At 35.5% G+C, this 24460-nt stretch carries 24 protein-coding genes and 1 pseudogene; 1 reads left to right on the forward strand and 24 read right to left on the reverse strand.

Annotated features, from left to right (window positions below; translation table 11 throughout):
• Positions 1-3: 3 nt before the first annotated feature.
• The 5 genes from MKS83_RS11645 to MKS83_RS11665 all read right to left on the reverse strand — a co-directional run bounded on the left by MKS83_RS11645 (position 4) and on the right by MKS83_RS11665 (position 6109).
• Complete coding sequence (locus tag MKS83_RS11645; RefSeq protein WP_240579832.1) at positions 4-2976, reverse strand: SusC/RagA family TonB-linked outer membrane protein; 2973 nt, start codon at positions 2974-2976, stop codon at positions 4-6.
• A gap of 239 nt (positions 2977-3215) precedes the next feature.
• The gene (locus MKS83_RS11650) at positions 3216-3980 is read right to left on the reverse strand and encodes an enoyl-CoA hydratase/isomerase family protein (RefSeq protein WP_100377080.1); all 765 of its coding nucleotides are present in this window, start codon (positions 3978-3980) and stop codon (positions 3216-3218) included.
• A gap of 100 nt (positions 3981-4080) precedes the next feature.
• Positions 4081-4845 (reverse strand): methyltransferase domain-containing protein, encoded by a 765-nt coding sequence (locus MKS83_RS11655; RefSeq protein ID WP_240579833.1) that lies wholly within the window; start codon positions 4843-4845, stop codon positions 4081-4083.
• A gap of 21 nt (positions 4846-4866) precedes the next feature.
• Positions 4867-5559 (reverse strand): SMUG2 DNA glycosylase family protein, encoded by a 693-nt coding sequence (locus MKS83_RS11660; RefSeq protein WP_240579834.1) that lies wholly within the window; start codon positions 5557-5559, stop codon positions 4867-4869.
• 13 nt (positions 5560-5572) lie between these two features.
• On the reverse strand, positions 5573-6109 hold the full coding sequence (locus MKS83_RS11665; protein WP_240579835.1) for an SMI1/KNR4 family protein: 537 nt from the start codon (positions 6107-6109) through the stop codon (positions 5573-5575).
• 404 nt (positions 6110-6513) lie between these two features.
• Between MKS83_RS11665 and MKS83_RS11670 the strand changes: the two genes are divergently transcribed.
• Positions 6514-7191 carry a CPBP family intramembrane glutamic endopeptidase gene (locus MKS83_RS11670; RefSeq protein ID WP_240579836.1) on the forward strand — a complete coding sequence of 226 codons (678 nt, stop codon included), beginning with the start codon at positions 6514-6516 and terminating at the stop codon, positions 7189-7191.
• A 106-nt stretch (positions 7192-7297) separates the two neighbouring features.
• Here MKS83_RS11670 and paaZ read toward each other — a convergent pair whose 3' ends face one another.
• The 19 genes and pseudogenes from paaZ to MKS83_RS11765 all read right to left on the reverse strand — a co-directional run bounded on the left by paaZ (position 7298) and on the right by MKS83_RS11765 (position 24218).
• A complete protein-coding gene (gene paaZ / locus MKS83_RS11675) occupies positions 7298-9793 on the reverse strand; it encodes a phenylacetic acid degradation bifunctional protein PaaZ (protein WP_240579837.1) in 2496 nt (831 codons plus the stop codon).
• A gap of 112 nt (positions 9794-9905) precedes the next feature.
• Entirely contained in the window at positions 9906-10766 is an 861-nt protein-coding gene (locus tag MKS83_RS11680; RefSeq protein WP_240579838.1) for an alpha/beta hydrolase, read from the reverse strand.
• Between the two features lie 44 nt (positions 10767-10810).
• Positions 10811-11404, reverse strand: coding sequence for a transferase hexapeptide repeat family protein (locus MKS83_RS11685; RefSeq protein WP_240579839.1), 594 nt, complete (start codon positions 11402-11404; stop codon positions 10811-10813).
• A 95-nt stretch (positions 11405-11499) separates the two neighbouring features.
• Positions 11500-12705: a 3-oxoadipyl-CoA thiolase gene (gene pcaF, locus MKS83_RS11690; RefSeq protein ID WP_240579840.1), complete on the reverse strand. Its 1206-nt coding sequence runs from the start codon at positions 12703-12705 to the stop codon at positions 11500-11502.
• Positions 12706-12762: 57 nt separating this feature from the next.
• Entirely contained in the window at positions 12763-13485 is a 723-nt protein-coding gene (locus MKS83_RS11695) for a DUF6624 domain-containing protein (protein WP_240579841.1), read from the reverse strand.
• Positions 13486-13513: 28 nt separating this feature from the next.
• Entirely contained in the window at positions 13514-13927 is a 414-nt protein-coding gene (locus MKS83_RS11700; RefSeq protein WP_240579842.1) for a PaaI family thioesterase, read from the reverse strand.
• Positions 13928-14206: 279 nt separating this feature from the next.
• A complete protein-coding gene (locus tag MKS83_RS11705; RefSeq protein ID WP_240579843.1) occupies positions 14207-14518 on the reverse strand; it encodes a hypothetical protein in 312 nt (103 codons plus the stop codon).
• Positions 14519-14606: 88 nt separating this feature from the next.
• Entirely contained in the window at positions 14607-15740 is a 1134-nt protein-coding gene (locus tag MKS83_RS11710; RefSeq protein ID WP_240579844.1) for a 3-hydroxyacyl-CoA dehydrogenase NAD-binding domain-containing protein, read from the reverse strand.
• Between the two features lie 112 nt (positions 15741-15852).
• A pseudogene (locus MKS83_RS22270) lies at positions 15853-16133 on the reverse strand (four helix bundle protein); the annotation flags it as partial.
• Between the two features lie 35 nt (positions 16134-16168).
• On the reverse strand, positions 16169-16969 hold the full coding sequence (locus MKS83_RS11720) for an enoyl-CoA hydratase/isomerase family protein (protein ID WP_240579845.1): 801 nt from the start codon (positions 16967-16969) through the stop codon (positions 16169-16171).
• 60 nt (positions 16970-17029) lie between these two features.
• Positions 17030-17494, reverse strand: coding sequence for a 1,2-phenylacetyl-CoA epoxidase subunit PaaD (paaD, locus tag MKS83_RS11725; protein WP_240579846.1), 465 nt, complete (start codon positions 17492-17494; stop codon positions 17030-17032).
• A 3-nt stretch (positions 17495-17497) separates the two neighbouring features.
• Entirely contained in the window at positions 17498-18304 is an 807-nt protein-coding gene (locus MKS83_RS11730; protein WP_240579847.1) for an alpha/beta hydrolase, read from the reverse strand.
• Positions 18305-18307: 3 nt separating this feature from the next.
• Positions 18308-19057 (reverse strand): 1,2-phenylacetyl-CoA epoxidase subunit PaaC, encoded by a 750-nt coding sequence (gene paaC, locus MKS83_RS11735; protein WP_240579848.1) that lies wholly within the window; start codon positions 19055-19057, stop codon positions 18308-18310.
• Between the two features lie 117 nt (positions 19058-19174).
• Entirely contained in the window at positions 19175-19456 is a 282-nt protein-coding gene (paaB, locus tag MKS83_RS11740; RefSeq protein WP_002981782.1) for a 1,2-phenylacetyl-CoA epoxidase subunit PaaB, read from the reverse strand.
• Positions 19457-19491: 35 nt separating this feature from the next.
• Positions 19492-19893, reverse strand: a complete 402-nt coding sequence (locus MKS83_RS11745) for a hypothetical protein (RefSeq protein ID WP_240579849.1) — start codon at positions 19891-19893, stop codon at positions 19492-19494.
• 4 nt (positions 19894-19897) lie between these two features.
• A complete protein-coding gene (gene paaA / locus MKS83_RS11750; protein ID WP_240579850.1) occupies positions 19898-20836 on the reverse strand; it encodes a 1,2-phenylacetyl-CoA epoxidase subunit PaaA in 939 nt (312 codons plus the stop codon).
• Between the two features lie 114 nt (positions 20837-20950).
• Positions 20951-22036, reverse strand: a complete 1086-nt coding sequence (locus MKS83_RS11755) for a 2Fe-2S iron-sulfur cluster-binding protein (RefSeq protein WP_100377097.1) — start codon at positions 22034-22036, stop codon at positions 20951-20953.
• Positions 22037-23353 carry a phenylacetate--CoA ligase family protein gene (locus tag MKS83_RS11760; RefSeq protein ID WP_240579851.1) on the reverse strand — a complete coding sequence of 439 codons (1317 nt, stop codon included), beginning with the start codon at positions 23351-23353 and terminating at the stop codon, positions 22037-22039.
• 271 nt (positions 23354-23624) lie between these two features.
• On the reverse strand, positions 23625-24218 hold the full coding sequence (locus MKS83_RS11765; protein WP_240579852.1) for a TetR/AcrR family transcriptional regulator: 594 nt from the start codon (positions 24216-24218) through the stop codon (positions 23625-23627).
• Positions 24219-24460: the final 242 nt, after the last annotated feature.

Consider the following 24460-nt stretch of genomic DNA (forward strand, 5'->3'; position numbering starts at 1 on the left):
ATTTTAGAATGATAAGCTAAATCCTATTGTAACAATTCTCGCCGGAGTGTATCTGTTTGAAGTTGTCCCATTGAAAGTTTGTGCAGGTTCCAACCCTTTTCTTGCCGTTTTACTCCAGATATTTTCTCCAGATAATAATAATCTAAAAGATGTTAAACCATACTGTGAAATACTTTCCGGGCTGAAGCTATATGCCAAAGTAGCCTGTCTGAAAGTAATAAAGTCCGATTTCACCAACCATCTACTGGATGCAGCATTTGAACTCGTATATGTTGAAGAGTTTAACGCTGGTACATCCGTAATTTGTCCAGGTGTTGTCCATCTGTTCAAAATATCAGTACTTAAAGCGCCTCCCTGAGAGTAACTTGACATCAAAGATTGGTAATTGGAATCATATGTCATTCCACCTAACTGATAAGTAAACATAGTGGATAATGACCATTGCTTATAAGAAATCGATGTTCCGAAGCTACCAAACAGATCAGGAATAGCCGATCCTGAGTAGTCATATTTAGCTTTATTAAAGTTCGTTGTTACCTGTGTTCCGTTTACCGTTCTGATATCAGAAGCTGTAGTACCAGCATAAGCATCAGCAACTAAGAATAATGGTGAACCATCAGCAGGATCAACTCCATACCATTGTCTCAACCAATAATCATACACTGAATGTCCCACAGAAACTTTTTTAGTTCCATTAATGATCTCAGTAATTCCTTGTGATAATTCTGTGACCTGATTTTTAAGAGTCGATGCATTTGCATTGATACTCCATGTAAAGTTTTCGTTTTTAACTACATCTGCACTAAGTGCAAATTCGAAACCTCTGTTATACATGGTTCCAACATTTTTACTGATGCTGTTTCCAGGTACACCACTAGATACAGGAACAGGAACAGGGAAGATAAGGTCATCTGTAATTCTGTTATAATAATCCACTGAACCCGTAATTCTGTTGTTTAAGAAACCGAAATCCAATCCAACGTCAGTTTGCTTATTAGATTCCCAAGTAATAGAAGGATCTGCTAAGAAACCAAATAAAATTCCCGGCTCCTGCGCGTTGTTGTATCCTAAGCTATAGGTACTCTTATACATATAGTAACTATTTGTCCCGTCATTTCCAACCTCTCCATAAGAACCTCTTAGCTTAAGATCGCTTATCAATCTTGAATCCTTTAAAAAGTCTTCACCTTTAATTCTCCATCCTGCTCCTACTGACCAGAATGAATTCCATCTTACATCTTTAGCAAATCTTGAAGAAGCATCCCATCTGATGGAACCGGATAATAAATATTTAGATTTATAATCATAGTTCAATCTTGAAAAAACACTCTCTTTTTTATAATTGTCCGTTTGCGAAGTTACGGTAGTAGGTGTTACGAAATTGATCAGTTCATCATTATCATCTACTGTTTGCCCTTGTTTGTAAGCATTAAAGTACTCATAAATATATTTGTAATTTTCGTGCCCTAATAAGAATTCAAAATTATGAACGTCAAATTTACGCTTATAGTTTAGCAACTGGTTCCAGGTAAGTGTCTGCTCTGTAAATGTTGTTTTTTCAGCTGCACCGGCAGGAGCTGCATCTCCAATAAGCTTATTGACATATCTGCTTCTTCTGTTGTTTCTTATATCATATCCAACATTAGTAGATAATGTTAAATACGGATCAACCTTAAACTCTGCATAAGATCTGGAAATAATATAATAATTTTTAGAAATATCCTTATTTAAAAGAGTTTCTTGGATTATGTTTCTTCCAGCCGCTGCATCAGCACCTCTTGCCCCTCCAGCATCATACACTATATTTCCAGCCGCATCATATAATGTCGCAAATGTATTAGGATCATGTGCATATGGGCTGTATATTGGTCCCATTGTTCTTGTCCAGTTGTATGGATTAATATAAGCAGTATTGTTATCCGCACCATCAATAGAGTTGTTACCATTAGATGAAACTCCACTGATACTTGTTCCTAACTTAAGCCAGCTTTTGATTTGAGAATCTACTTTCAATCTCGCAGTGAATCGTTCAAAATCAGATTTTATCAGATAACCTGTCTCATTAGTATAACTTACTGAAGAAAAATAAGTGGTTTTATTAGTTCCCCCACTATAGTTTAGCTCATAGTTTTGTCTGAAACCCGTTTTCATTAATGGACCTTGCCAGTCAAGATCTGTATACTTCAATTGAGCATTCGGATTTAAAACACCATCAATAACTAATTGCTGATCAGGCACATTAAAAACGTTTGTCTTTAAAACCCCAGAGCCAAACGTACTGTTTCCAGAAATCAAAACTATAGAAGCATAATTATTTGCAGCAGCAAGACCTGCTCCCGGATTAGTGGTAAATCTTCCATTTCTTATAGCTTCCCAGATCAACGGATAATATTGATATACATCTACTCGGTCATATTCCGGAATAGACCTCCCGACATATCCTGTACTCATATTAAAGTTCAGAACATCTGTTCCTTTCCTACCGGATTTAGTTGTAATTAGAACAACCCCATTCGCAGCAGCCGAACCGTATAATGATGTAGAGGCCGCATCCTTAAGAATGTTAAAAGAAGCAATATCATTGGGATTAATTGCAGATAAAGATCCGGTATAAATAACACCATCTACCACATATAGAGGAGATGTTGAAATTCCATACGAACCGATCCCTCTTACCTGAATACTGGGAGCGCTTCCTGGCTGCCCGGTTCCCGTAGAAACTTTTACTCCCGGACTCGCTCCGTCTATTGCCTGTCCGATATTGGAAATCGGACGATCTGCAAATTGCTTGGCTTTAATTTCTGTATTAGAACCTACTAATGTTTCTTTTTTTTGAGAACCATAAGCAACAATTACAACTTCATCAATTTGCTTTTCAGTAGTTGTAGTATCCTTTTTAGTCCTCTGCGCTTCAACCATCTGGCCGCCTGCAAAGAACAGAACAGCAGTAGTTATTAATGACAATCTTAACTTCATATTAACAAAATTTAATAATACAGCAGCAAATATGTTAATAAACATTAACATATGCAAATATTAGTTAAAACTTTAACATATTAATATTAATGCAATGGATTACATAATATATTTTTATTTAAATATTAAATTTATTAATAGTTCAATAGCAACGAACCAAAAAAAAACAATGAAAGATAAATGAAAAATAAAAACCATTGAAAAATTTCAATGGTTTCATTCAATATATTATGAATAGTTTATTTCGCTCTCAATCTTTCCTTGATTGCTTCGATATTTCTCTTAGCAGAATCTTCCAAGATAAGGCTTGCACTCATATGAATTCTTGCAGGCATCAATTCATTGAAATGGTCTGTACCTTCCCAAGAAACTTTCTTAATTAAAGCTAAAGCCTCTTCGCTTCTTGAAGAAAGTGTATTTAAAAATTTATCAAGCTTGGCATCCATTTCCTCTATTGTTTCAGAAACAGAATGGTAAATATTATGCTGTTCTGCCCATTGTGCTGATCTAAAATCTGCATCAATAGCCATAGCAGAGAATTGTGATTTTCCTATTTTTCTCTCTACGTAAGGACCGATAACAAAAGGGCCAATACCTAAATTAATTTCCGTTAAAGCCAGTGCAGAATCTTTTGTTGCAAAACAATAATCCGCACCACAAGCCAGACCTACTCCTCCTCCTGTTGTTTTTCCCTGAACTCTTACAACGACAATTTTACCACAATTTCTCATCGCATTCAAAACTTTGGCAAAACCGCCAAAAAATTTGGTAGAAGCTTCCAGTTCCTCAATAGCCAATAATTCATCAAAACTCGCTCCTGCACAAAAAGCTTTTTCCCCTTCACTTTTTACAAGGATAGCTTTCACTTCTGCTTTAGCTCCTTCATCCAGAATAGTTTGGGCTAATTTTTCAAGAATGGCTCCCGGAAGGGAATTACTTTTTGCCGTTCCGAATGTAATTTCGGCAATATTATTTTTAATTTCTGATGTTACAAAATCACTCATTTTTAGTATCTATTGATTTTTACAAAAATACTAAATAAAGGGCTTTTAAGAAAACTAAAGCAGTAATTTTAGCCTCCAAAACGGGGCATGTTCGGAATTCTTATTTTCTGCCGTACAGCAATATTCTTTTGAATGCATAGATAGCCGGAAATTTTGTAAATTTTTCTGCTATACGTTTTTTATATTCTTCAATGAATTGCTGTTTGGCATTTCCCTCTAGCCTTTCTAAATAAGGAATCAATGCTGAACCGGAGATAAACTGAAAGAGCTTTTCCGCATTTTCAGCAATTATCGGATAAACTTTAATAGAAATTTGCAGGTCTTTTACCCCATATTGAAATATCATTTTTGAATATTCATCCAGGCTTAAAACGGGGGAAATCCTGTTCCAGTTTTGAAGGAGGCTTTTGTATGGTTCTTCCGAAGCTAGCTGAAACAAAATCTGATTAAGTATATTTTCTGCCTGAAGTGGCATTTGTATTGCAAACTGGCCATTTTCACTTAATAAGGAAAGTAATTTTGGAAATAGTTTCTCATGTTTATCTGACCATTGCAGGGCAGCGCTACTGAAGATCAAATCCCAAGTATCGGTAGAATTGTATAATTCTTCAACTGCTTCCCTTTTAAAATTTAATCGCTTATTTTTATACGCCTCTGATTGAGCCAACATTTCTGCTGAGGAATCAATGCCTAAAAATTCTGCATCAGGGAATCTTTCTGAAAGGATGTGAGTCTGTTCTCCGGTTCCGCAACCGATATCGATCGCTTTTTTCAAACCATCAGGAGAAATAAACCGTATCAGATCAAAGAAAGGAAGATAGCGTACATCCTTAAACTGATTATAAACTTCGGGATTCCAGGGCATATTAAAAACTATTTAGATAAATTAGCTATTATTCAGGGCTAAAATATATTTATCAATATAAAGTTGCTTTTCTTTTGACTTATATTGCTGAATATATCGCGGGTGCTCCAAAACGGTCATTTTTTTGAAAAGATGAGCTTCCTGATTTAATTTTGAAATAAAATCTGCATTTTTCTTTCCTAAAACAAAAACTTCTGTTGTATCAAGGTCTAAGCTGATATGTTTCTTTAAAGACTCAATCATAAAATCTTTTACATCATTAAAGAGTACCTTATCATCATAGTAATTGGCATTCAGCCAGCCATTCTTTGATTTTCTTACAATAGCCAGAGGAAATGGAGAATTGATATAGATATTTTTATAAAACTCTTCTGCTCCTCCATACTGAGCAATCATGTCATACATAAAAACGGAAGAAACTTCATGGGTATATGCAGATTTCATTGTAATCCCACAAACATTTTCCAGACGCTTGGTATCCGTAAAAGGAACTCCCGTTACTCCTGCTCCGTGGCGGCTAGGATTAATTCCTATAATAAATTTCCTTCTATTGAAGTCGTTATAATATTTGTGATAAAACTTTTGCATCACGATCATGGTTTCAGGGTTGTCTAAATATGGGTTTAAAACCTGAAAATCTTCAGGTAATGATCCTGAATAGTGCAGATTTTTGTTAAACTCAATGACCTTATCTGCAAAAGTTTTATTTTTCATATAAGTCGTAGTTTTATCCTACTTCCAATTCTTCTTCCTGTCGTAATCCTCTGATAAAAGTTTCAAAATCTTTTGCCAGAAAGGTTTTCTTAAAATTATTTTCCTGATCTACATGCACCACTTCCGGTTCTCCGTTTTTACCACATGCAGAATAATCAAGTAAAATCATATCGTGTCCGGCTGAAGGACAGTCACAGATATAAATACCATCGGCAGGATATCCCCATTCATCAATCATAAACTGACTTCCCAATTCTCCACACAACGAATATTTCTTTCCTTTTCCAATCGCCATAATTCCGGTAATGGCTACATGATCTTCTGCCCAAGAGACACTTTCTGTAGTGGCAAAACATGATTTATTCACCAATCCGCCATTTTGCAATCTCATCAATTCGATATAAGATTTCGGAAGCTGATATCCTAATTTATTTTCAACTTCAGCGATTATTTCATCACCAGGAAAATCTTCTATATAATCTTTTGATGAATAACTGCATTCACTCCAAAAATTTGTAAAGTCAAAATCTTTGAAAAACGTTAATTCCATAGTATTTTATTTATTAAAAGTAGCTACATCAAATATCTATATTATTTTTGAATTAAAAACTTATTTTTTTAACATTATAGAGGTTTATATTTAGAATATTTCTAAAAAAAACGATTAGCAGTTCAGATGGGTTTCATTATGAATACAATAAGCGGTTTCCAAGAAAAATAATGCTCAGAATAGCGATCACTTTCTTTTGCCACTTAGAATAAGGTTGATAAAAAACGATGTAATAAAATTGATCAATACAAGCTGTTTAAAATAATGTATGAAATGATTGCACATCAGTTAAACATGATTTCCAAAAAGAACTGAATAATCTTTTTTTCTACTTTAATTCACCTCTGTTTTTTTTATTATATTCGTTTACAATAAAATAACATTTTCATTCAAAACTTTTAACCATGATTGGAATTATTATTGAGCTTATAATCTCATGGCTCATCCTTAAATTCACAGTAAAAAAAGATCTTTCCGTTTTAGGACTTAAGCCTAATCAGACAAGATTAATTCAGTGGAGCATTGGATTTCTTTTGGCTGCAGCGATATGCAGTCTCTACCATATCCTGACAACAGCATTTATCAATAACAACTGGCTATTAAATAAACAAATAACATTTTCTGCAATACTAATGAGTTCATGGTGGGTTGTAAAATCTGTTTTGTTTGAAGAATTGCTTTTCAGAGGCGTTTTACTTTATCTTGCTATTGAAAAATGGGGCAGTACTAAAGCCTCTATTTTTTCAGCTATTTGCTTTGGCGTTTATCACTGGTTTTCTTATAATGCCTTCGGGAATCCTTTTCAGATGGGAATTATTTTTGTGATGACCGCTATTTTTGGATGGATGTTAGCGGTATCATTTGCTAAAACAAAATCCATGTATCTTCCTATAGGTCTTCATCTAGGATGGAATTTGTTTAACATTATCATATTCTCAAACGGTCCGTTAGGCAAACAACTCTTTATAAAAGCTAATCAGAGCCATCTAGAAGGGATTCCTTCACTTCTTGTTTTTATATTCCAGATCATCGCATTACCTCTTTTAATGTATGGATATTTTAAGTTTAGGAGCCGAGAATAAATAAAAAAACTTCAGTCTTTTCCAAGATTATTTTATCGAACATAAATTATAAAAATGTTCCCTTCCAAATAAAATTGAAAGGGAACATTTTTATAATTATTTTGAATTAAATTAATCCAAACTGTTCAAAATGGTGGGTAAAATGCTTTCTGTGCATTAGTTCCCACATTTCTTTGTTCAGTTTTCCGAAAACAAAATTCATATGTTCTGCGTGTGGATTTTCTTTGTAATAGATAGAGAATCGTTTCAGATTATTCATGAAAGAAATTTTTGCAGCTTCAAGATTTTTATGTCTTAATTCTAATAATTTTTCATCTTCAGCTAAATACGGCGCTGGGAAATCTTTCGGCATTTTTCTGTGATTGTACAAAGAATCCTGCCATTTTTCCAATTGCTCTTCAGGAGTAAAGCATTTTTCGGCTTCAGGCTCTCCCAAACTTGCCAAAACGCCATGCTCCAAATGTTCAATCATTTGCTGAGGAGACATTTTACCCCAGCTTGGCTGAGTGGATTCCGTTAAACCATTCAATGCTTTCTGAATATTTTTTAAGTTTAAATCAATGAAAGGAGACTGCTTTGCCACTAATGTCAAAATTGTAGCTACACAAACGATCTCATCTCTTTGATTCACCACTTCAACCAACCATTTCACAACACCGGAAGGAATATTTCTTCCCTTAACTCCACGGTTGATCTTTTCTTTCGCCGTTAAATACACCGTAATGGTATCTCCTGCATAAACAGGCTTGAAGAACGAACAGTTTTCCAATCCGTAATTGGCGATAACGGGTCCTTTTTTACCGGAAACAAATAATCCGGCCGCGGCAGAAAGGATGAAATATCCGTGAGCAACCGTTTTATCGAAGATCGTTCCCGTTAAACTTGTTGCATCGGTGTGCGCATAGAAATGATCCCATGAAACATTGGAGAAGTTCACGATATCCGCATCGGTAACCGTTCTTCCTGCTGTTTCCAAAGAATCTCCAACCTCAACTTCCTCGAAATATTTCTGGAAAGGATGCTTATCTGAATATTTTTTCTCAGCGCCTTGCTGATAAATTTTAGTAACCGCCGTTAAAATATCCGGAGAGCCTTGGATAGCTGTTTTCTGAAGGAAGAAATGAAGACCGTTCAGTCCGCCCATTTCTTCACCACCTCCCGCTCTCCCAGGTCCGCCGTGCATCAATGTCGGAAGCGGAGAACCGTGACCAGTACTTTCTTTTGCACTGTCTCTGTTTAAAACAAAAATTCTTCCATGCTGTGAAGCCATTTTCCACGATGTTTCTGCGACGAAATTGTTATCGTGAGAAACAATAGAACCTACCAGACTTCCTTTTCCTCTTTTTGCCAACGCTGCCGCTTCTTCCGCATCTTTGTAGGGCATCAACGTAGAAACCGGACCGAAAGCTTCGACATCATGAGAGATATTTTTTTCGAAAGGTTTATCATTTAAGAACAATTTCGGACTCATAAATGCCCCTTTTTCGTAGTCAGCGTCCACCAATTCATGTTTTCCGTCGTAAACTAGTTCCGTTTCAGCCTTCAATAAATTGACTTTTCTTACCACCTCATCATACTGCTGTTTTCCAACCAAAGAACCCATTCTTGTTTCTCTGCTTAGAGGATTTCCGATTTTTGTCTGGTCTAACGCTTTAGATAAAGCATTCTGAACATCTCCGATTAAGTTTTCAGGAACGATAATTCTTCTGATTGCTGTACATTTCTGTCCGGCTTTCGTCGTCATTTCGTTACGGACTTCTTTGATGAATAAATCAAATTCCGGTGTTCCTGGTTTTGCGTCTAATCCAAGAATGGAACAGTTCAAAGAATCTGCTTCCATATTGAAACGGACAGCATTTCCTGCAATTGATGGTAGAGCTTTTAGTTTTCTACCCGTTGTCGCAGAACCTGTAAACAATACAGAATCTCCATCCTGAACATAATCCAGAATATTTCCCGGTTCACCACATACCAACTGAACGGCACCTTCCGGAAGAATTCCACTTTCAATCATATCCTGGAAAACTGCGTTCGTTAAATATGAACCAAATGGAGACGGTTTTACGATTGACGGCACACCCGCCAATAAAGAGGTGGACAATTTTTCTAACATTCCCCAAACAGGAAAATTGTAGGCGTTAATTTGAATAGAAACACCTTCGCTTGGCGTTAAAATATGAGTTCCAAGGAACGTTCCATTCGCAGAGATTTTCTGAGTATCTCCATCCACCCAAAACGGGGTGTTTGGGAGCATTCTTTTTGCCAATCCGGAATAGGTAAAGAAAGTACCGAAACCTCCTTCGATATCCACCCAGGAATCAACGTGAGTTGCTCCTGTTTTATAAGATAATTCGTAATATTTTTTCTTTCTTTCTAAAAGATAAAGCGCTACTTTTTTCAACATTTCTCCACGATCATAGAACGTCATAGATGAAAGGTTTTTGTAGCCTACTGTTCTTCCATAGTCCAAAGCCTGTTCGAAATTCAGACCTTCTGTATCGGAAATGGCAACCTGCTCACCGTTTACAGCATTATACAAAGGAATTCCGTTTCCGTTTCCCTCTACCCATTCGCCGTAGATATAGTTTTTTAACTTTTCCATATAGTTTTTAATTTATAATGTATTCAATTTAACAATTCATGAAAGGATGCTTCGACAGGCTCAGCATGACTGCACTAATTATTTAAATGATACATTTTATATTGTTATAATTTTAATTTTTTGGTTCCTGGTATGGAAACAATCTCACCAAACCTTCATACAAACTTCTGTGGAGGATCGTCGCATGATTGTCTGTTTCCATCATCTTATATTCTAAAGTCCAGTTTTTCTTATTGGCTTTTTTAAGAACATCATACAAATCTTCCGCATCTTTTACCATTACCGGATGTTCGCCTTTTCCGACAGAAACGTAAATAAATTTCTTGGTATCCGAAATCTTAGTTAATAATTGAGGAGCCTGCTTTAAAAGACTTTCATCATCCCACCACAAACTTGGACTGATGATAAAATAGTTATTGAACATTTCAGGTTTTTTCAAAAGAATTTCAGTTGCCAACAAACCACCCAATGACTGCCCGAATAAATAATTATTCGTTGTTTTAAACTGTTTTTCGATATAAGGTTTCAATTCTTTTTCTAAAAACCCAATGAATTTATCCGAATGCCCGGTTGTCGGATAATCTTTCTGTAAGTCTTTTAAATCGGTATGAAAAGTAAAGTCTCTTTTTCTGTCGATATTCGCAATTCCGACTATAATGGTTTCCGGCATCGAATACATTTGATTGAAGAATTGAATCAATCCGGTAACGTGGATAAAATCTTCATTCATGCTTCCATCCAGAAGATAAATAACCGGATACGATTTCTTTTTATCAAAATTTTGCGGAAGATAGATGTTTAAAGTTCTGTTTTCATTTAAAATCTTAGACCTTATAGTTCTGATTTCTCCAATAGTCAATGGTTTTGCATTTCCAGTCTGGGCACAAACCACAGATTGAAACGTAAATAAAATCATACAAAAAATCAACAGCTTCTTAATCATTCTTTTTTTCTTTGTTAATAATTTTTTCAAAACCTCATAGGTTTTAGAAACCTATGAGGTTTAGACTGAGATAACTATTTCACATCATCCCAAATGCTGTAATCAACAACTTTCGTAGGAATCTGCTGAACATATTCTGTAAACGGCTCACACGGAAGAATAGCGTCTTTCCCTTCTCTTGCCAATTCCTGATAGAGTTTTGTTCCTTCTGTTTTCCATTTGATCATTTCATCAGAAACATCTCGGATAATTTTTGCAGGGCTTCCAACGATTAATTTCCTGGGTTCACATTTGAAATTGGCAGGAACAAAAGCTAATGCACCAACAATACTTTCATCACCAATATACGCTTTATCCATCACTACAGCGTTCATTCCAATTAAACAGTTTTTCCCGATGTGCCCGGAATGAATGATTGCTCCATGACCAATATGTGCAGATTCTTCCAAAATGGTTTCAATTCCAGGAAAAACATGAAGGGTACAGTTTTCCTGAACATTTGCACCGTCTTTCACAATAATTTTACCCCAGTCGCCACGAATTACTGCGTTTGGACCGATATAAACTTCTTCACCAATTTCCACATTCCCGATAATTACTGCTTGCGGATGAACGTAAGCAGAAGGTTTGATGATGGGACGAATTCCGTGATATGAGTAGATATTCATAATTTTAATTTGAAAATTTGAGAATGGACTAATTTGATAATTGATAGCGTCCTGAAACATTTTCAGATTCTCAAATTAACCCATTTTCAAATTGATTAAACTCTTTCAATAACCATTGCATACCCTTGCCCGACACCGATACAAAGCGTACATAATGCATATTTTTTATTTTGTTTTTGAAGTTCCATTGCAGCAGAACCAACAATTCTTGCTCCGGAAACTCCAAGTGGATGACCAATTGCGATAGCTCCTCCGTTTGGATTTATTCTTGAATCATCATCTTTTAATCCCAATGTTCTTGTTACTGCCAAAGCCTGAGCAGCAAATGCCTCATTCAGTTCGATGATGTCCATTTCATCTAATGAAAGATTCAGTCTTTTTAATAGTTTCTGAGTCGCTTCAACAGGTCCAATTCCCATGATTCTTGGTTCAACACCTGCTACTGAAGATCCTAAAATTTTAGCTTTTGGCTTCAAACCATATTTTTTTACAGCCTCTTCACTTGCTAGAATTAAAGCTGCAGCTCCGTCGTTCATTCCGGAAGCATTTCCGGCAGTTACCGTTCCTTCTTTTCTGAAAGCCGGACGAAGTTTTCCTAATCCTTCCATTGAAGAAGTTGGCTTAATAAATTCATCGGTGTCAAAGATTTTTGGCTCACCCTTTCTTTGTGGAATTTCAACTTTTACGATTTCTTCCGCTAATCTTCCGCTCTCCTGAGCTTTCGTTGCTTTTTGCTGAGACCAAAGGGCAAATTTATCCTGGTCTTCACGGCTGATGTTGTGAATATCGGCTAAGTTTTCGGCAGTATCTCCCATTCCGTCAACACCATATAACTCTTTCATTTTTGGATTAACAAATCTCCATCCGAAAGTCGTATCAAACATATGACTGTCTCTACCGAAAGCAGCACTTGGTTTTGACATTACATATGGCGAACGTGTCATGTGTTCTACTCCTCCTGCAATATAAATTTCACCTTCTCCCGCTGCAATTGAACGGAAAGCATTGGCAACAGCAGACATTCCTGATGCACACAATCTGTTTACCGTCTCTCCTCCTATTTTGTACGGAAGTCCAGCCAGTAAAAGTCCCATTCTTGCTACGTTTCTGTTGTCTTCACCCGCCTGATTCGCACATCCGAAAATAACGTCCTCAATTTCCTCAACAGGAACTTCTGGATTTCTCGCTACTACTTCTTTGATAACAATTGATGCTAAATCATCTGCTCTTACTTCCGATAATCCTCCCTGTAATTTTGAAATGGGAGTTCTGACATAGTCTATAATGTATACGTTGTTCATAATTTTAATCTGAAAAAATTGAGAATGAATCACTTCATTACCCCAATTATTATAATCTTATTTTTTTAGTTTTAATGATGATGTTCCTTTTTTTTTACTTCTCAACTCCATGACTTGTTCTAAAATATAGCGTTCATATTTGAAGTCTTTTCCAAACATTCTTTGAGCATTCTCTTCAACGGTAGAATCGAATCCTGCTTCCTTTCTTCTTTTATTAACGTTTTCAGGATCTTTGATTGGCCAGATAAAATTGATAAATGCTTGCTTATGATTTTTATCCAATGTCATTTCACCTGCTCCCTGCGTTCCATAGATCTGCTCCTTGTTGTTATACATAAGATAACGGTCTTCCATCATCGCTACCCATGTGAACGGAATCTCCTTCTTTTTTCCAGCTTCCCTGATCAGTGGAAGATATTTATCAATTTTTTTTGAATGCTGAATTACATACCATGCAGCCTGATTGGTGGGCTCTCCTACAAGGGTTTTTCCGGGATAGCCATACTGAGCAATAATTTTTTCAATTTTCTGCATATTCAAACTGTCATGCTCTGCAACCAATTTCCAGTTTTTCTTTTTGAATTCTTCCTCATCAACATTAAGATCTTTCAGAAGCTGAGCTTTTTTCTCCGGAGTTGTTTCCGTATCAAATAACATTCTGTATCCCTGATCGACTTTCATGATTTCGTCGAGCTCCTTCTTCAGTGTTTCATTTATTTTCTGCTGTGCATTCATCAGAAAGGCAGAAATCCCGAAAAGCAGTAAAAATATTTTTTTCATTTTGTTAATTTGATGTTTGGTTGGTATTTTATAAATCGATCACTTTTTTTCCGATTTTATATACGGTTCCGACAAATTTTGCAATCAGTTCTTCATTTTGATTGGTAATTTTAATGTCGTAAACAGCCGTTTTTCTGGTATCATTTACCAAAATGCTTTCTGCTCTGAAAACATCACCTTCTTTCCCGGCTTTGGTAAAATTGATGATACAGTTTAATGCAACAGCGGCATCTCCGGAATTGTTGGACGAAAATGCCAGTGCAGAATCTGCAAATGCAAACGTAACGCCTCCATGAACCGTTTTCAGCCCATTAATCATTTCTTTCCTGATTGGCATTTCGAGTAAACAATAGTTTTCTTTTACTTCGATCAGTTTGATATTCATCCATTGGGAAAACTCATCCTGATCAAACATATATTCTGCAACCTGTCTCGGGCTCATTTATTTTTATTTAAATTTTTAAATCTTATTACATCCTTCCAAGTGTAATCTCTCCCGTCTAAAATGAAGAAAGCTAAAAAAACAAAGACGAAATAAAATACAAGACCGTATATATTCATGCTTTTTCCATCATCCCATTTAAAATAATAAAATAGAATTCTAATCAGAAAAAAAGCAACACTAAAAATGATTGCGTTCATGAGGGATCTCAGAAAGTTTTTCTTTGTAAAAATTCTTTTAAGCATAGTTTTAATACTTTATTTTGTTACTAAAGAGTATTTAAATCTGCGTTATTTCTTCATATAATTCATCAGCCAATTTGTCGTAGATACCCATGGTTTTACCAAGAATGATCTGCTCATATGTAAGGTTTTCAGAACGTAATGGATTTTCCGTTTGATAGGGAGCATTTAAATCGATTCCGTCTTCATTCGCAATTCTTCTAATCAGCTCTTTATATTTTTCATTGAATTTTCCTAACAATTCCAGTTTTTCCTGATAATCATCGATCGAAGAAAGCTCCTGAATGATGTATTCTTTTTCAATGATGAGTCTTGTTTCCAATTCGGCTCTGAATCCGTCTATATCCATAATTTTAATTTGAAAATTAAGTCAATTTGAGAATTTGAAAATGAAACCATTAGTAATCAATTTTCAAATTAGCATATTTTCAAATTGTCTAATTCAATTTGCGAAGCAACGGACTTTGTCTGTATCTTTCTTCCTGATATTCTTCGTAAAGATTCTGCAGCGTTTCGGAGATTTTTGCATATCCGATTTCTTTTCCCCAAGTCAATAATCCTTTTGGATAATTTACCCCTTTTTGCATTGCCAATTCCAGATCTTCATCGTTGGCAACCCCTAATCTTTTGGCTTCTACTGCTTCATTAATCAACATGGAAATAATTCTCAAGAATATTTGCTGGTAAAGCGCATCGTCTTTTTGTGCAACAGGATTTTGAGCATTTTCTGAATAATCATAAAAACCTTTCCCTGTTTTTCTGCCGTGAAGTTTTGCTTCTGACATTCTTTGCTGAAGAAGAGAGGGTTTGTATTTTGGGTCGTAGAAATATTCGTTGTACACTGTTTTTGTTACGGAGAAATTGACATCAACACCAATTAAATCCATTAATTCAAAAGGTCCCATTTTGAAGTTCCCAATAGTTTTCATGGCTTCATCAACCTGTTCTACGGTTGCGATGTTTTCTTCAACAATTCTCAAACCTTCCCCATAATAAGGACGGGCGATTCTGTTCACGATAAATCCGGGAATATCTTTAGCAATCACCGGAGTTTTTCCCCAATCTTTCATGAGATTGTAGATTTTTTCCGCTAAAGATTTTTCTGTTAATAAAGAAGGAATAACTTCTACTAAAGGCATTAAAGGAGCCGGATTGAAAAAGTGAATTCCGATAAAACGCTCCGGTTTTTGTAATTCCGCACCTAGAGAGGTAATGGAAATGGATGATGTATTGGAACCAATAACACAGCTTTCCGAAACATGTTTCTCTAGTTCTGTGAAGACTTTGGTTTTGATTTCTTTGTTTTCGATAATAGCTTCAATGACCAATTCACAATCTTTGAAGTCTTTTAATTCTGTAGCAATGGAAATATTAGCTAAAATTTCAACCATTTTTTCTGATGAAATTTTCTGCTTATCAACCAATTTGGTTAATGTTTTTTCCAAACCTACGGTTGCCGTTTCTACTTGCTTCGGATTGGCGTCATACACCCAAACCTTACATCCGTTCGTCGCGGCTACTTGTGCAATGCCGATTCCCATCGTTCCGGCACCGATAATTCCTACATTCATATTTTAAATTTGAAAATTTGAAAATGAGTTAATTTGAAAATTATTTGAGCTTTGAACTTGCAATAATTTTAGACAGAATTAATAGAATTTCTTTTAATTCAGATATTAATTTATCGTTGGGAGATTTCAAATGTGGAGATTTTAAGCATAACAAAAGCCAACATTCTGTTTCATCAGCTTCTTTAGCAGCAATTTTTAACTTATGAATAAATCTGCCTTGCTCTCTGCATTTTGAGCTTCCCTTACATTTGCTCCAATCGAAGTTCCTGATTTGAAAATTTGATTTGCCAAAGGAAACTTTTTAGCTTCATACAAATCTTCTGAAAATTCAATAATGTTTAATGCAAAATCAAAAGTCTTATTTACAATAATATTTTCTTTATCATTCCTCATTTTCAAATTCTCAAATTAACTCATTCTCAAATTAATTATCTTCCTTTATAATTAGGTTTTCTTTTTTCTAAAAAGGCACTTACCCCTTCTTTAAAATCCTCTGTTTCTGCGGCTTCCTGCTGTAAATCCCCTTCTAATTCTAATTGTTCTTTCAGCGTATTATTGTAAGAAGCAGCAAATGCTTTTTTGGTTAATTTAATGGCTGCAGTCGGCATATTTGACATTTTCTCAAGAATTTCCATTGATTTCGGAACGAATTCTTCCTCATTGAAAACTTCTGCGACCAAACCGTAAGATTTTGCTTCTTCCGCAGACAGTTTTTTACCTGTAAATGCCAAATAATTGGCCAATTGTCTTCCTAATAGTTTTGGCAGGTAGTACGTTCCTCCCGTATCAGGAATTAATCCAATATTTGAAAATGCCTGAGCAAAATATGATTTGTCAACCGCTAAAACGAAATCAGAAATTAAAGCTAACATCGCTCCAGCTCCTACTGCAGGACCATTTACCAATGCAACGACAGGTTTTCTGCAATGTGTAATTTCCGTAACCAAAGGATTGTAATAGTCTGTGACAATTTTTCTGATAATGTCATTGTCATGATGCTCATTCCCTTGTACAAAAGCATCATCCAGATTCTGACCGGAACAAAAAGCTCTTCCTCTTCCTGAAATGGCAACACATCTTACTGTAGGATCTTCACTACATTCTTTAACGAAATCTTTGAGATCCGATAAAGACGGTTTTGTAAGTGCATTCATCGTTTCCGGCTGATTGAGGTAAGCAATTTTTAACTTTCCGTCAAAATGCGATTCAATGTCAATTTGTGTATACATATTATATTGGCTATTAATAGGTTAATATTAAAAATGATTGTTTTATAAAATTAATCATTTTTAATGACATTTAAAATAATCAAAAGGCTCTAAACAATCTAAACATTGGTATGATGCCTTACATAGCGTAGATCCGAATCTACTGATCTGTTTGGTGTGCTCTGAACCACAACGAGGACATTTTTTCGGTTTCCCGATGTGATGTTCGTCCGCTCCTTTTTCAGGAGGGGTGATTCCGTAGGCACGAAGTTTTTCTCTTGCTTCATCGGTGATCCAGTCTGTTGTCCAGATCGGAAACATTTTGGTGACCACTTTCGCTTTCCAACCGTTTTCCTTCATCATTTTGATGATATCTTCCTCGATGGTAAACATCGCAGGACAGGCAGAATAGGTAGGGGTAATGGTTACTTCACAAGAATTCTCACTCGTAACTTTAGCTTCTCTTACAATGCCTAATTCCACGATATTGATTACCGGAATTTCCGGGTCAGGAATGGTTTTTAATAAATCTAAAAGCTGATTCATATTTTAATTGTTATCAAAATCAAGTATTGTTTTAATTGAGTTCTGATAATCCAAATTATCTGTTATTCCGTTATGATTCTGATCTTTTAAAATAATCAGTGTGTCTCCTTTTTTAAAATTATTTTTCAGTTTTAAAGATGCTTTATAATTAATAACCTCATCTTTATCACCATGAAAAACAATAACAGGCGACTTAACGGTCTTTAAATATTTATTGGTTTCAAAATTATATTTTAAAAGAAATTTCGGAAGAAATGAAAATTTTTGATCCATCTCATCTTCCATACTGAAGTACGGTGCCTGTAAAATCAGCAATTTCGCATTTTTTTGTGATGCCAACTTTGAAGCCAGTCCGGTTCCAACTGAATATCCTAAAATAATAATTTTGTTTTCGGGGTATCTTTTTGCAACTTCATCATACGCAAGTTCAACATCTGAAAATAATTGATCCTTGCTATTGATTTTGTCCTCACTTTTTCCATAACCTCTGTAATCCAATATGAAAACATTATAATTCATATTGTTGTAAACTTCAGCAACTTCGCTCCACCCGTGTATTGAACCTCCGTTTCCGTGAAGGTAAAAAATAACCCCGTTTGGATTTTGAGTTTTAAATAAGACTGAGTTTAATTTCTTCTGATCTTTTGTATGAATTGTGATTTCTTCAAAGTCATTTTTAAAATTAAATGAATAATTTTCCACTAACTTCTCAGGCTGAAAAATTATTTTTTCCTGATAAAAAAACACAATAACACAAAGCATTACATATGCCAAGAGAAAAAAAGCAATTATCCGCAGAAGTATTTTCATTTCTTACCAAGTACAACCCGGATACGCTCTCTGCATATACTGTAACTCACAAAGAATATACCCAAAATATTCCGTGTGATAACCCGTTCTTGATTTTGGCTGCATGAAAGGATTTGTAGGATATTCTAATTGGAAATCCGCAAAATCTTTCTGAGTAATCGCAACAAAATCTTCATAAAGAGCATCTGTATTCGGAGCGATATTTAAAGCTACCAAATCATCTTCTCCTTCAGTTTTTGCGAATAAACCTTTTGTGTATTCCCAGATATTTTCAATTGATTTTTCCAAACGAGACTTACTTTCTTCTGTTCCCTGAGCAAAAATTTTCATCCACGAAGCAGCGTGAGTATAGTGATATCTTACTTCTTTCAAAGATTTCTGAGCAATGGCAGAAAGTTCTTCGTTGGTAGAATTAGATAATGCTTCGTACATTAATTTCTGATACACTGCGAAAACGTACACTTTTAAAATCGTCTGAGCATAATCTTCATTCGGTAGCTCTGTCCAATGAGCGTTTAGATATTCATGTTCATATCTTAAAAATGCGATATCATCTTCACTTTTTCCGTTGTCGATCACTCTTGAAGCATACACATAAAAGTTATTGGCCTGACCAAGTTCGTCCAACGCGATATTTGTTAATGCAATATCTTCCTCGAGATAAGGACCTTCACCGCACCACGCAGACAAACGCTGTCCCATAATGAAACTGTCGTCTGCTAATTTTAATAAATAATTATATAATGGGTTCATTATTTTTTAATTTGAAAATTAGGCAATTTGAAAATTTGAGAATTAGGCAATTTGAAAATTAATACACAGTATTGGCATTTTCAAATTAGCACATTAACTCATTTTCAAATTATTAATCTACATATTTTTTACATCGTTTGGAATCTCGTAGAACGTTGGGTGACGATACAATTTATCATCAGCAGGATCGAAAAACGCTTCTTTATCCACTCCTTCCGAAGTCACGATATATTTGCTTGGAACTACCCAAACAGAAGTTCCTTCCTTTCTTCTTGTATAAACGTCTCTTGCATTCTGCAAAGCCATTTCTGCTGTTGGTGCTTGTACAATTCCAACGTGTTTGTGAGATAATCCCGGTTTAGTCTGAATAAACACTTCCCACATATCTAAATTTGCCATAGTCAAATTTTATTTTTAATTCTAAATATTAGATTTTAATCATTTATAGCATACCAATTGCTCTGGAGCTTAAAATCATTTCCGTCATTTTTTACGTTATTATCAAGTTGGTCTATTAAACCTTTTTCAGTAGTAAAAATTATTGCTGAATAATGATCCACGAGTCCTCTATCAGTATAAAAAGTTATTTTCAAATCATTTTTATCTTTTAAATTTCCTCTAATATCAAAAGTTTTATCATAAGAAAAATCTAAATCTTCAGGAATTAAATTTTCTCCCTCTTCAAATTTTTCAGGATTTAAAAGAACTCTATCTACAATCTTTTGTAAATTTTCTTTGTTATCTTTCCACACTTCTGGATTTGATTGGGACCCATTTGGTAAAAAACAAGAACTGCATAAAATCGCAAATAATAGTGTTTGAAATATAGCTTTCACAAGTTTATATTACTTCTTTTTGTTGTTTTTCCGCAAAAGCCGCCGCCGCTTCTTTTACCCAAGCGTTCTCTCTTTGAGCTTTTCTCTTGGTTTCGATACGCTTTTTGTTGGCAGGGCCGTTTCCTTTTAAGATTTCCATGAATTCATCCCAAGGAAGTTCTCCGAAATCGTAATGCTGTCTTTCTTCATTCCATTTCAGGTCTTTATCTGGAATAGTTAATCCTAAGAATTCAGCTTGAGAAACGGTAACATCGATAAATCTCTGACGAAGACTGTCGTTACTTTCTCTTTTTACTCTGTAATTCATAGAGATTTTAGAGTTTGGGGAGCTGTCGTCATTTGGACCAAACATCATTAAAGCCGGCCACCAGAAACGGTTTAACGAAGCCTGCGCCATTTCTTTCTGCTGTTTTGTACCTCTACAAAGTGCCATTAAAATCTCATATCCCTGTCTTTGATGGAAAGATTCTTCTTTACAGATTTTCACCATCGCTCTTGAATAAGGACCATAAGAATTCCCCATCAACATTACCTGGTTCATAATAGCTGCACCATCAACCAACCAACCGATTGCGCCGATATCTGCCCAACTCAATGTCGGATAATTGAAAATACTTGAATATTTTGCTTTTCCTTCCAACATATCTTCGTAAGTCGCATCTCTGTCCGCTCTAATGCTTCCGTCTCCTAAAGTTTCAGTTGCAGAATACAAGTATAAACCGTGACCTGCTTCATCCTGAACTTTAGCCAAAAGAGCCATTTTTCTTCTCAATGAAGGTGCTCTGGAAATCCAGTTGGCTTCCGGCAACATTCCGACAATTTCAGAATGCGCGTGCTGTGAAATCTGACGAACCAATAATTTTCTGTAATCATCCGGCATTACATCTTTGGGTTCTACTTTATTTTCGTCGTGTACGTATTGTACAAATTTTTCTAAATCCATAATTTTTTAATTTGAAAATTAATTAATTTGAAAATTTGAGAATTAGGCAATTTGAAAATTAAAACACAATCATGGCATTTTCAAATTAGCACATTGACTCATTTCCAAATTGATTTAAACATCATAATTAAGCATCACCACATTCGTTGTCGGGTGACATTGGCAGGTAAGAACGTAACCTCTGGCTACTTCTTCTTCGGTAAGCGCGTAGTTTTTTTCCATGAAAACTTCACCCTCTAAAACTTCGGCTTTACACGTACAGCACACTCCTCCTTTACATGCAAAAGGCACAGGAAGATTGTCTTTCAATGCTTTATCTAAGATACTCTCTTTTTTTGAATTCAAATGGAACGAATATTCATCATCATCGATGATTACCGTTACCATACTTTCGATGTTGGCAATGGCTTTGAACTCGTCGCTCATTTCCTCCGTATTCTCTTCGTCAGGAGCGGTGAAATATTCAAATAAAACCTGAATCGCTGGTACTTTTTTATCTTTCTTTAAATAATCTGCAATTCCTTTGATCATTTCTGAAGGTCCGCAAATGAAATAAGTAGCTTCTTTTACATCGATATCCGCATATCTTTCAAATAAAAGTTCCAGTTTTTCAGGAGAAATTCTTCCTTCAAAAATCGGGTCTTCATGTTGCTCACGGCTTACTAAATAAACAACTTTCAGTCTTCCGTTGAAATGTTCAACCAATTTATCGATTTCAGCCTTTTTCATCACGTGATTCATGCTTCTGTTGCTATAGAACAGATAAGCGTTTGAATTGGGCTCCTGGTAAAGACTTTCCTTAATATTGGATAGCACCGGAGAAATTCCGCTTCCTGCAGCCAAACCAACGTAAGTTTTCACATTTGTCGGGTGATAAGAGGTGTTGAAACCACCCATTGGAGGCATCACTTCCAGCATTTCATCCATGTGTAGATGCTCATTGAAATAACCGGAAACTTTTCCGCCTTCCAACAATTTCACCAAAACTTCCAGCGTGTTGCTTTTTTCGCTTGGCGCATTGCAGATAGAATAAGAACGTCTTTCTTCATTTCCGTCGATCATCATTCGGAAATTAAGATACTGCCCCTGTTTGAACCTGAATTTATCTTTCAGCTCTTCAGGAATTTCAACGGCTACATTCACTGCATCGTTGGTATCTTTCTGAACTTTTACCGTTTTAAGTTTATAAAATGAATTCATTTATTTTTTAAGTATTCTGTTAATTTTTCCGCCTTCACATTTCGGAAGACTGTCCTGAGCATGGATTTTCACTTTTGTGGTAATTCCTACCCGTTTTTTTATTTCGTTTTCTATACTTTTTCCAAAGTTTCCGACAAAAATAGCATAATCATCGGTATTTTGATTTAAATTTTTTGAAGCTACCAATTCATCATCAATTTCAACATCAATATCTAAAGCGACACACATTTGTTCTTTTTCAATCGGTGTTAAATAATAATTCGGAACCACTCCTTCAACATGAGAAAATGCTTCTTCAATCTGACTTGGATAGACATTTACCCCTCTTACAATCAGCATATCATCTGCCCTTCCCAAGATAGGTCTCATTTTAACCATTGTTCTTTTTCCGCTTTCGTCATAATAAAGACTGGTAATATCGTTCGTCCAATACCGTAAAAGCGGCATTGCTTTTTTTGTTAAAGTCGTAATCACCAAAACACCTTCTTCACCAAACGGAACGGGTTCTTTCGTAACCGGATCCAGAATTTCAGGATAAAAATGATCTTCCCAAATATAAGCCCCACCTTTTTCCTCAAAATCCTCCATCGAAACTCCGGGACCAATAATTTCGCTTAAACCATAAATATTAGTAGCATGAACGCCCAATCTTTCTTCAATATGATGTCTGATCAATTCCGTCCACGGTTCTGAACCTAAAACGGCATATTTTAAACTAATCTCATCCGCAGAAACTCCACGTTTTGCAAATTCATCAGCGATTGTTAATGCATATGAAGGTGAGCAACAAATAACTTCAGGTTTAAAATCTATAATTAAATCTACCTGTCTTGCTGTCATTCCTCCCGAAATCGGAAGAACACTCATTCCCAATTTTTCTGCTCCGTAATGAAGTCCAAGTCCGCCCGTAAAAATTCCATATCCATAAGCATTGTGCAACTGCATTCCAGGTTTCGCTCCCGCCGCATTCAAAGATCTCGCCACGACTTCGCTGAATAAATCAACATCTTCTTTTGTATATCCTACCACCGTCGGCTTTCCTGTTGTTCCGCTTGAACAGTGAATTCTCTGCAGCTCATTTTTCGGAACGGTAAATAATCCGAACGGATAATTGTCTCTCAAATCCTGTTTGTAAGTAATCGGGAGTTTTGAAATATCTTCAATCGACCTGACATCTTGTGGAGATATTCCTGTTTCCTTAAATTTTCTTTTATAAAATTCCGACTTCTCCCCAAGATAGTCTACCAATTTCGCCAATCGCTCAGATTGAAGCTGTCTCAATTGATCGAGTTTTAGATATTCAACATCAAAATCCATAACTAACTAACATTTGTTAGGTGTAAATTTAAAAAGATTTTGGAAATTGGCAAAATTTTTATGACTTTCGTCATATTTTGAATGATTCTAGATAATTTAGAATAAGGTTGAGGTTGAAATCAAGACCAAAATTGATCCATATTTTGTCATTCGGAGCGGAACGAAGTGCGGTGTGGAATCTAGGTAAAGTTTATTGTAGCTAGGGATTTCTGCGTAATGACAAACTAACTGTTTACATAATCTTAAAATAATTGTAGAGATTCTTCTTTCGTCAGAATAACAATTGACTACTGTTATGATTTCCTAAAAGGCCGTAAAGAATTTTATCCCTGATTTCATCGGTTATCTCATTGGTCGATTCAATATTTCTTTTGAACCAAAAATAAGAATTGTTTAAAGTATGAAGAATAAATCTTGTCGTAAAAGCCGGAGATTTCAGTTCCCAATTTTCTGCCTGATAGATTTCAGAAATTAAATCTTCAACCTCCTGCTGATAATTTTTTCTGAGCTCAACAAATTCGGGGAGCCTTTCTTCCAAATGCTTCCATTCGTTGGAATAAATATGGGTAACATCACGGTTTTTTAGAACAACCGACAAATGTTTATCTAAAAAAAGATCCAGCTTTTCTCTTGGAGGAATATTAGTATTTTTCACCTCCTGAAGTTCATCGAAAAATTCCTGGGCGATGCCAAAACAAATCCATTCCAGAATTTCTTCCTTCGAGCGGATATGTGCATATAAAGAAGCTGCTTTTATATTGAGCTTTGTCGCCAAATCTCTTACAGAGCTACCCATATACCCCTTCTCCTTGAAAAGTTCTACCGCAACGTCTAATATTTTTCTTTGTTTTTCTTTTAACTCCATTTGCAAAACGCAAAAGTAATTATTTTGATTTTAATATTTGATTTTGAGAGGATGATTTTTAAACGTGGAACTTTCATTACGTTGAGAACATTCTTGTCATTCTGACGAAGGAAGAATCTAAACTTAGTATTAGAGATTCTTCACTCCGCTTTGCTTCGTTCAGAATGACAGAGTGCAAATCTTCGAAGGATTAAAATGCTCTATTACAATCTGACGGTTTTTCTACAATTTTTAATTCAAAT

This window comes from Chryseobacterium sp. Y16C (assembly GCF_022488405.1).
GTDB lineage: Bacteria > Bacteroidota > Bacteroidia > Flavobacteriales > Weeksellaceae > Chryseobacterium > Chryseobacterium geocarposphaerae.

Bases quoted from the DNA above. Each gene is read 5' to 3' on its own strand.
- MKS83_RS11645 (WP_240579832.1), bottom strand. From the start codon at position 2,976: ATGAAGTTAAGATTGTCATTAATAACTACTGCTGTTCTGTTCTTTGCA.
- MKS83_RS11650 (WP_100377080.1), bottom strand. From the start codon at position 3,980: ATGAGTGATTTTGTAACATCAGAAATTAAAAATAATATTGCCGAAATT.
- MKS83_RS11655 (WP_240579833.1), bottom strand. From the start codon at position 4,845: ATGCCCTGGAATCCCGAAGTTTATAATCAGTTTAAGGATGTACGCTAT.
- MKS83_RS11660 (WP_240579834.1), bottom strand. From the start codon at position 5,559: ATGAAAAATAAAACTTTTGCAGATAAGGTCATTGAGTTTAACAAAAAT.
- MKS83_RS11665 (WP_240579835.1), bottom strand. From the start codon at position 6,109: ATGGAATTAACGTTTTTCAAAGATTTTGACTTTACAAATTTTTGGAGT.
- MKS83_RS11670 (WP_240579836.1), top strand. From the start codon at position 6,514: ATGATTGGAATTATTATTGAGCTTATAATCTCATGGCTCATCCTTAAA.
- paaZ (WP_240579837.1), bottom strand. From the start codon at position 9,793: ATGGAAAAGTTAAAAAACTATATCTACGGCGAATGGGTAGAGGGAAAC.
- MKS83_RS11685 (WP_240579839.1), bottom strand. From the start codon at position 11,404: ATGAATATCTACTCATATCACGGAATTCGTCCCATCATCAAACCTTCT.
- pcaF (WP_240579840.1), bottom strand. From the start codon at position 12,705: ATGAACAACGTATACATTATAGACTATGTCAGAACTCCCATTTCAAAA.
- MKS83_RS11695 (WP_240579841.1), bottom strand. From the start codon at position 13,485: ATGAAAAAAATATTTTTACTGCTTTTCGGGATTTCTGCCTTTCTGATG.
- MKS83_RS11700 (WP_240579842.1), bottom strand. From the start codon at position 13,927: ATGAGCCCGAGACAGGTTGCAGAATATATGTTTGATCAGGATGAGTTT.
- MKS83_RS11705 (WP_240579843.1), bottom strand. From the start codon at position 14,518: ATGGATATAGACGGATTCAGAGCCGAATTGGAAACAAGACTCATCATT.
- MKS83_RS11710 (WP_240579844.1), bottom strand. From the start codon at position 15,740: ATGAATGTAGGAATTATCGGTGCCGGAACGATGGGAATCGGCATTGCA.
- MKS83_RS11720 (WP_240579845.1), bottom strand. From the start codon at position 16,969: ATGTATACACAAATTGACATTGAATCGCATTTTGACGGAAAGTTAAAA.
- paaD (WP_240579846.1), bottom strand. From the start codon at position 17,494: ATGAATCAGCTTTTAGATTTATTAAAAACCATTCCTGACCCGGAAATT.
- MKS83_RS11730 (WP_240579847.1), bottom strand. From the start codon at position 18,304: ATGAAAATACTTCTGCGGATAATTGCTTTTTTTCTCTTGGCATATGTA.
- paaC (WP_240579848.1), bottom strand. From the start codon at position 19,057: ATGAACCCATTATATAATTATTTATTAAAATTAGCAGACGACAGTTTC.
- paaB (WP_002981782.1), bottom strand. From the start codon at position 19,456: ATGGCAAATTTAGATATGTGGGAAGTGTTTATTCAGACTAAACCGGGA.
- paaA (WP_240579850.1), bottom strand. From the start codon at position 20,836: ATGGATTTAGAAAAATTTGTACAATACGTACACGACGAAAATAAAGTA.
- MKS83_RS11755 (WP_100377097.1), bottom strand. From the start codon at position 22,036: ATGAATTCATTTTATAAACTTAAAACGGTAAAAGTTCAGAAAGATACC.
- MKS83_RS11760 (WP_240579851.1), bottom strand. From the start codon at position 23,353: ATGGATTTTGATGTTGAATATCTAAAACTCGATCAATTGAGACAGCTT.
- MKS83_RS11765 (WP_240579852.1), bottom strand. From the start codon at position 24,218: ATGGAGTTAAAAGAAAAACAAAGAAAAATATTAGACGTTGCGGTAGAA.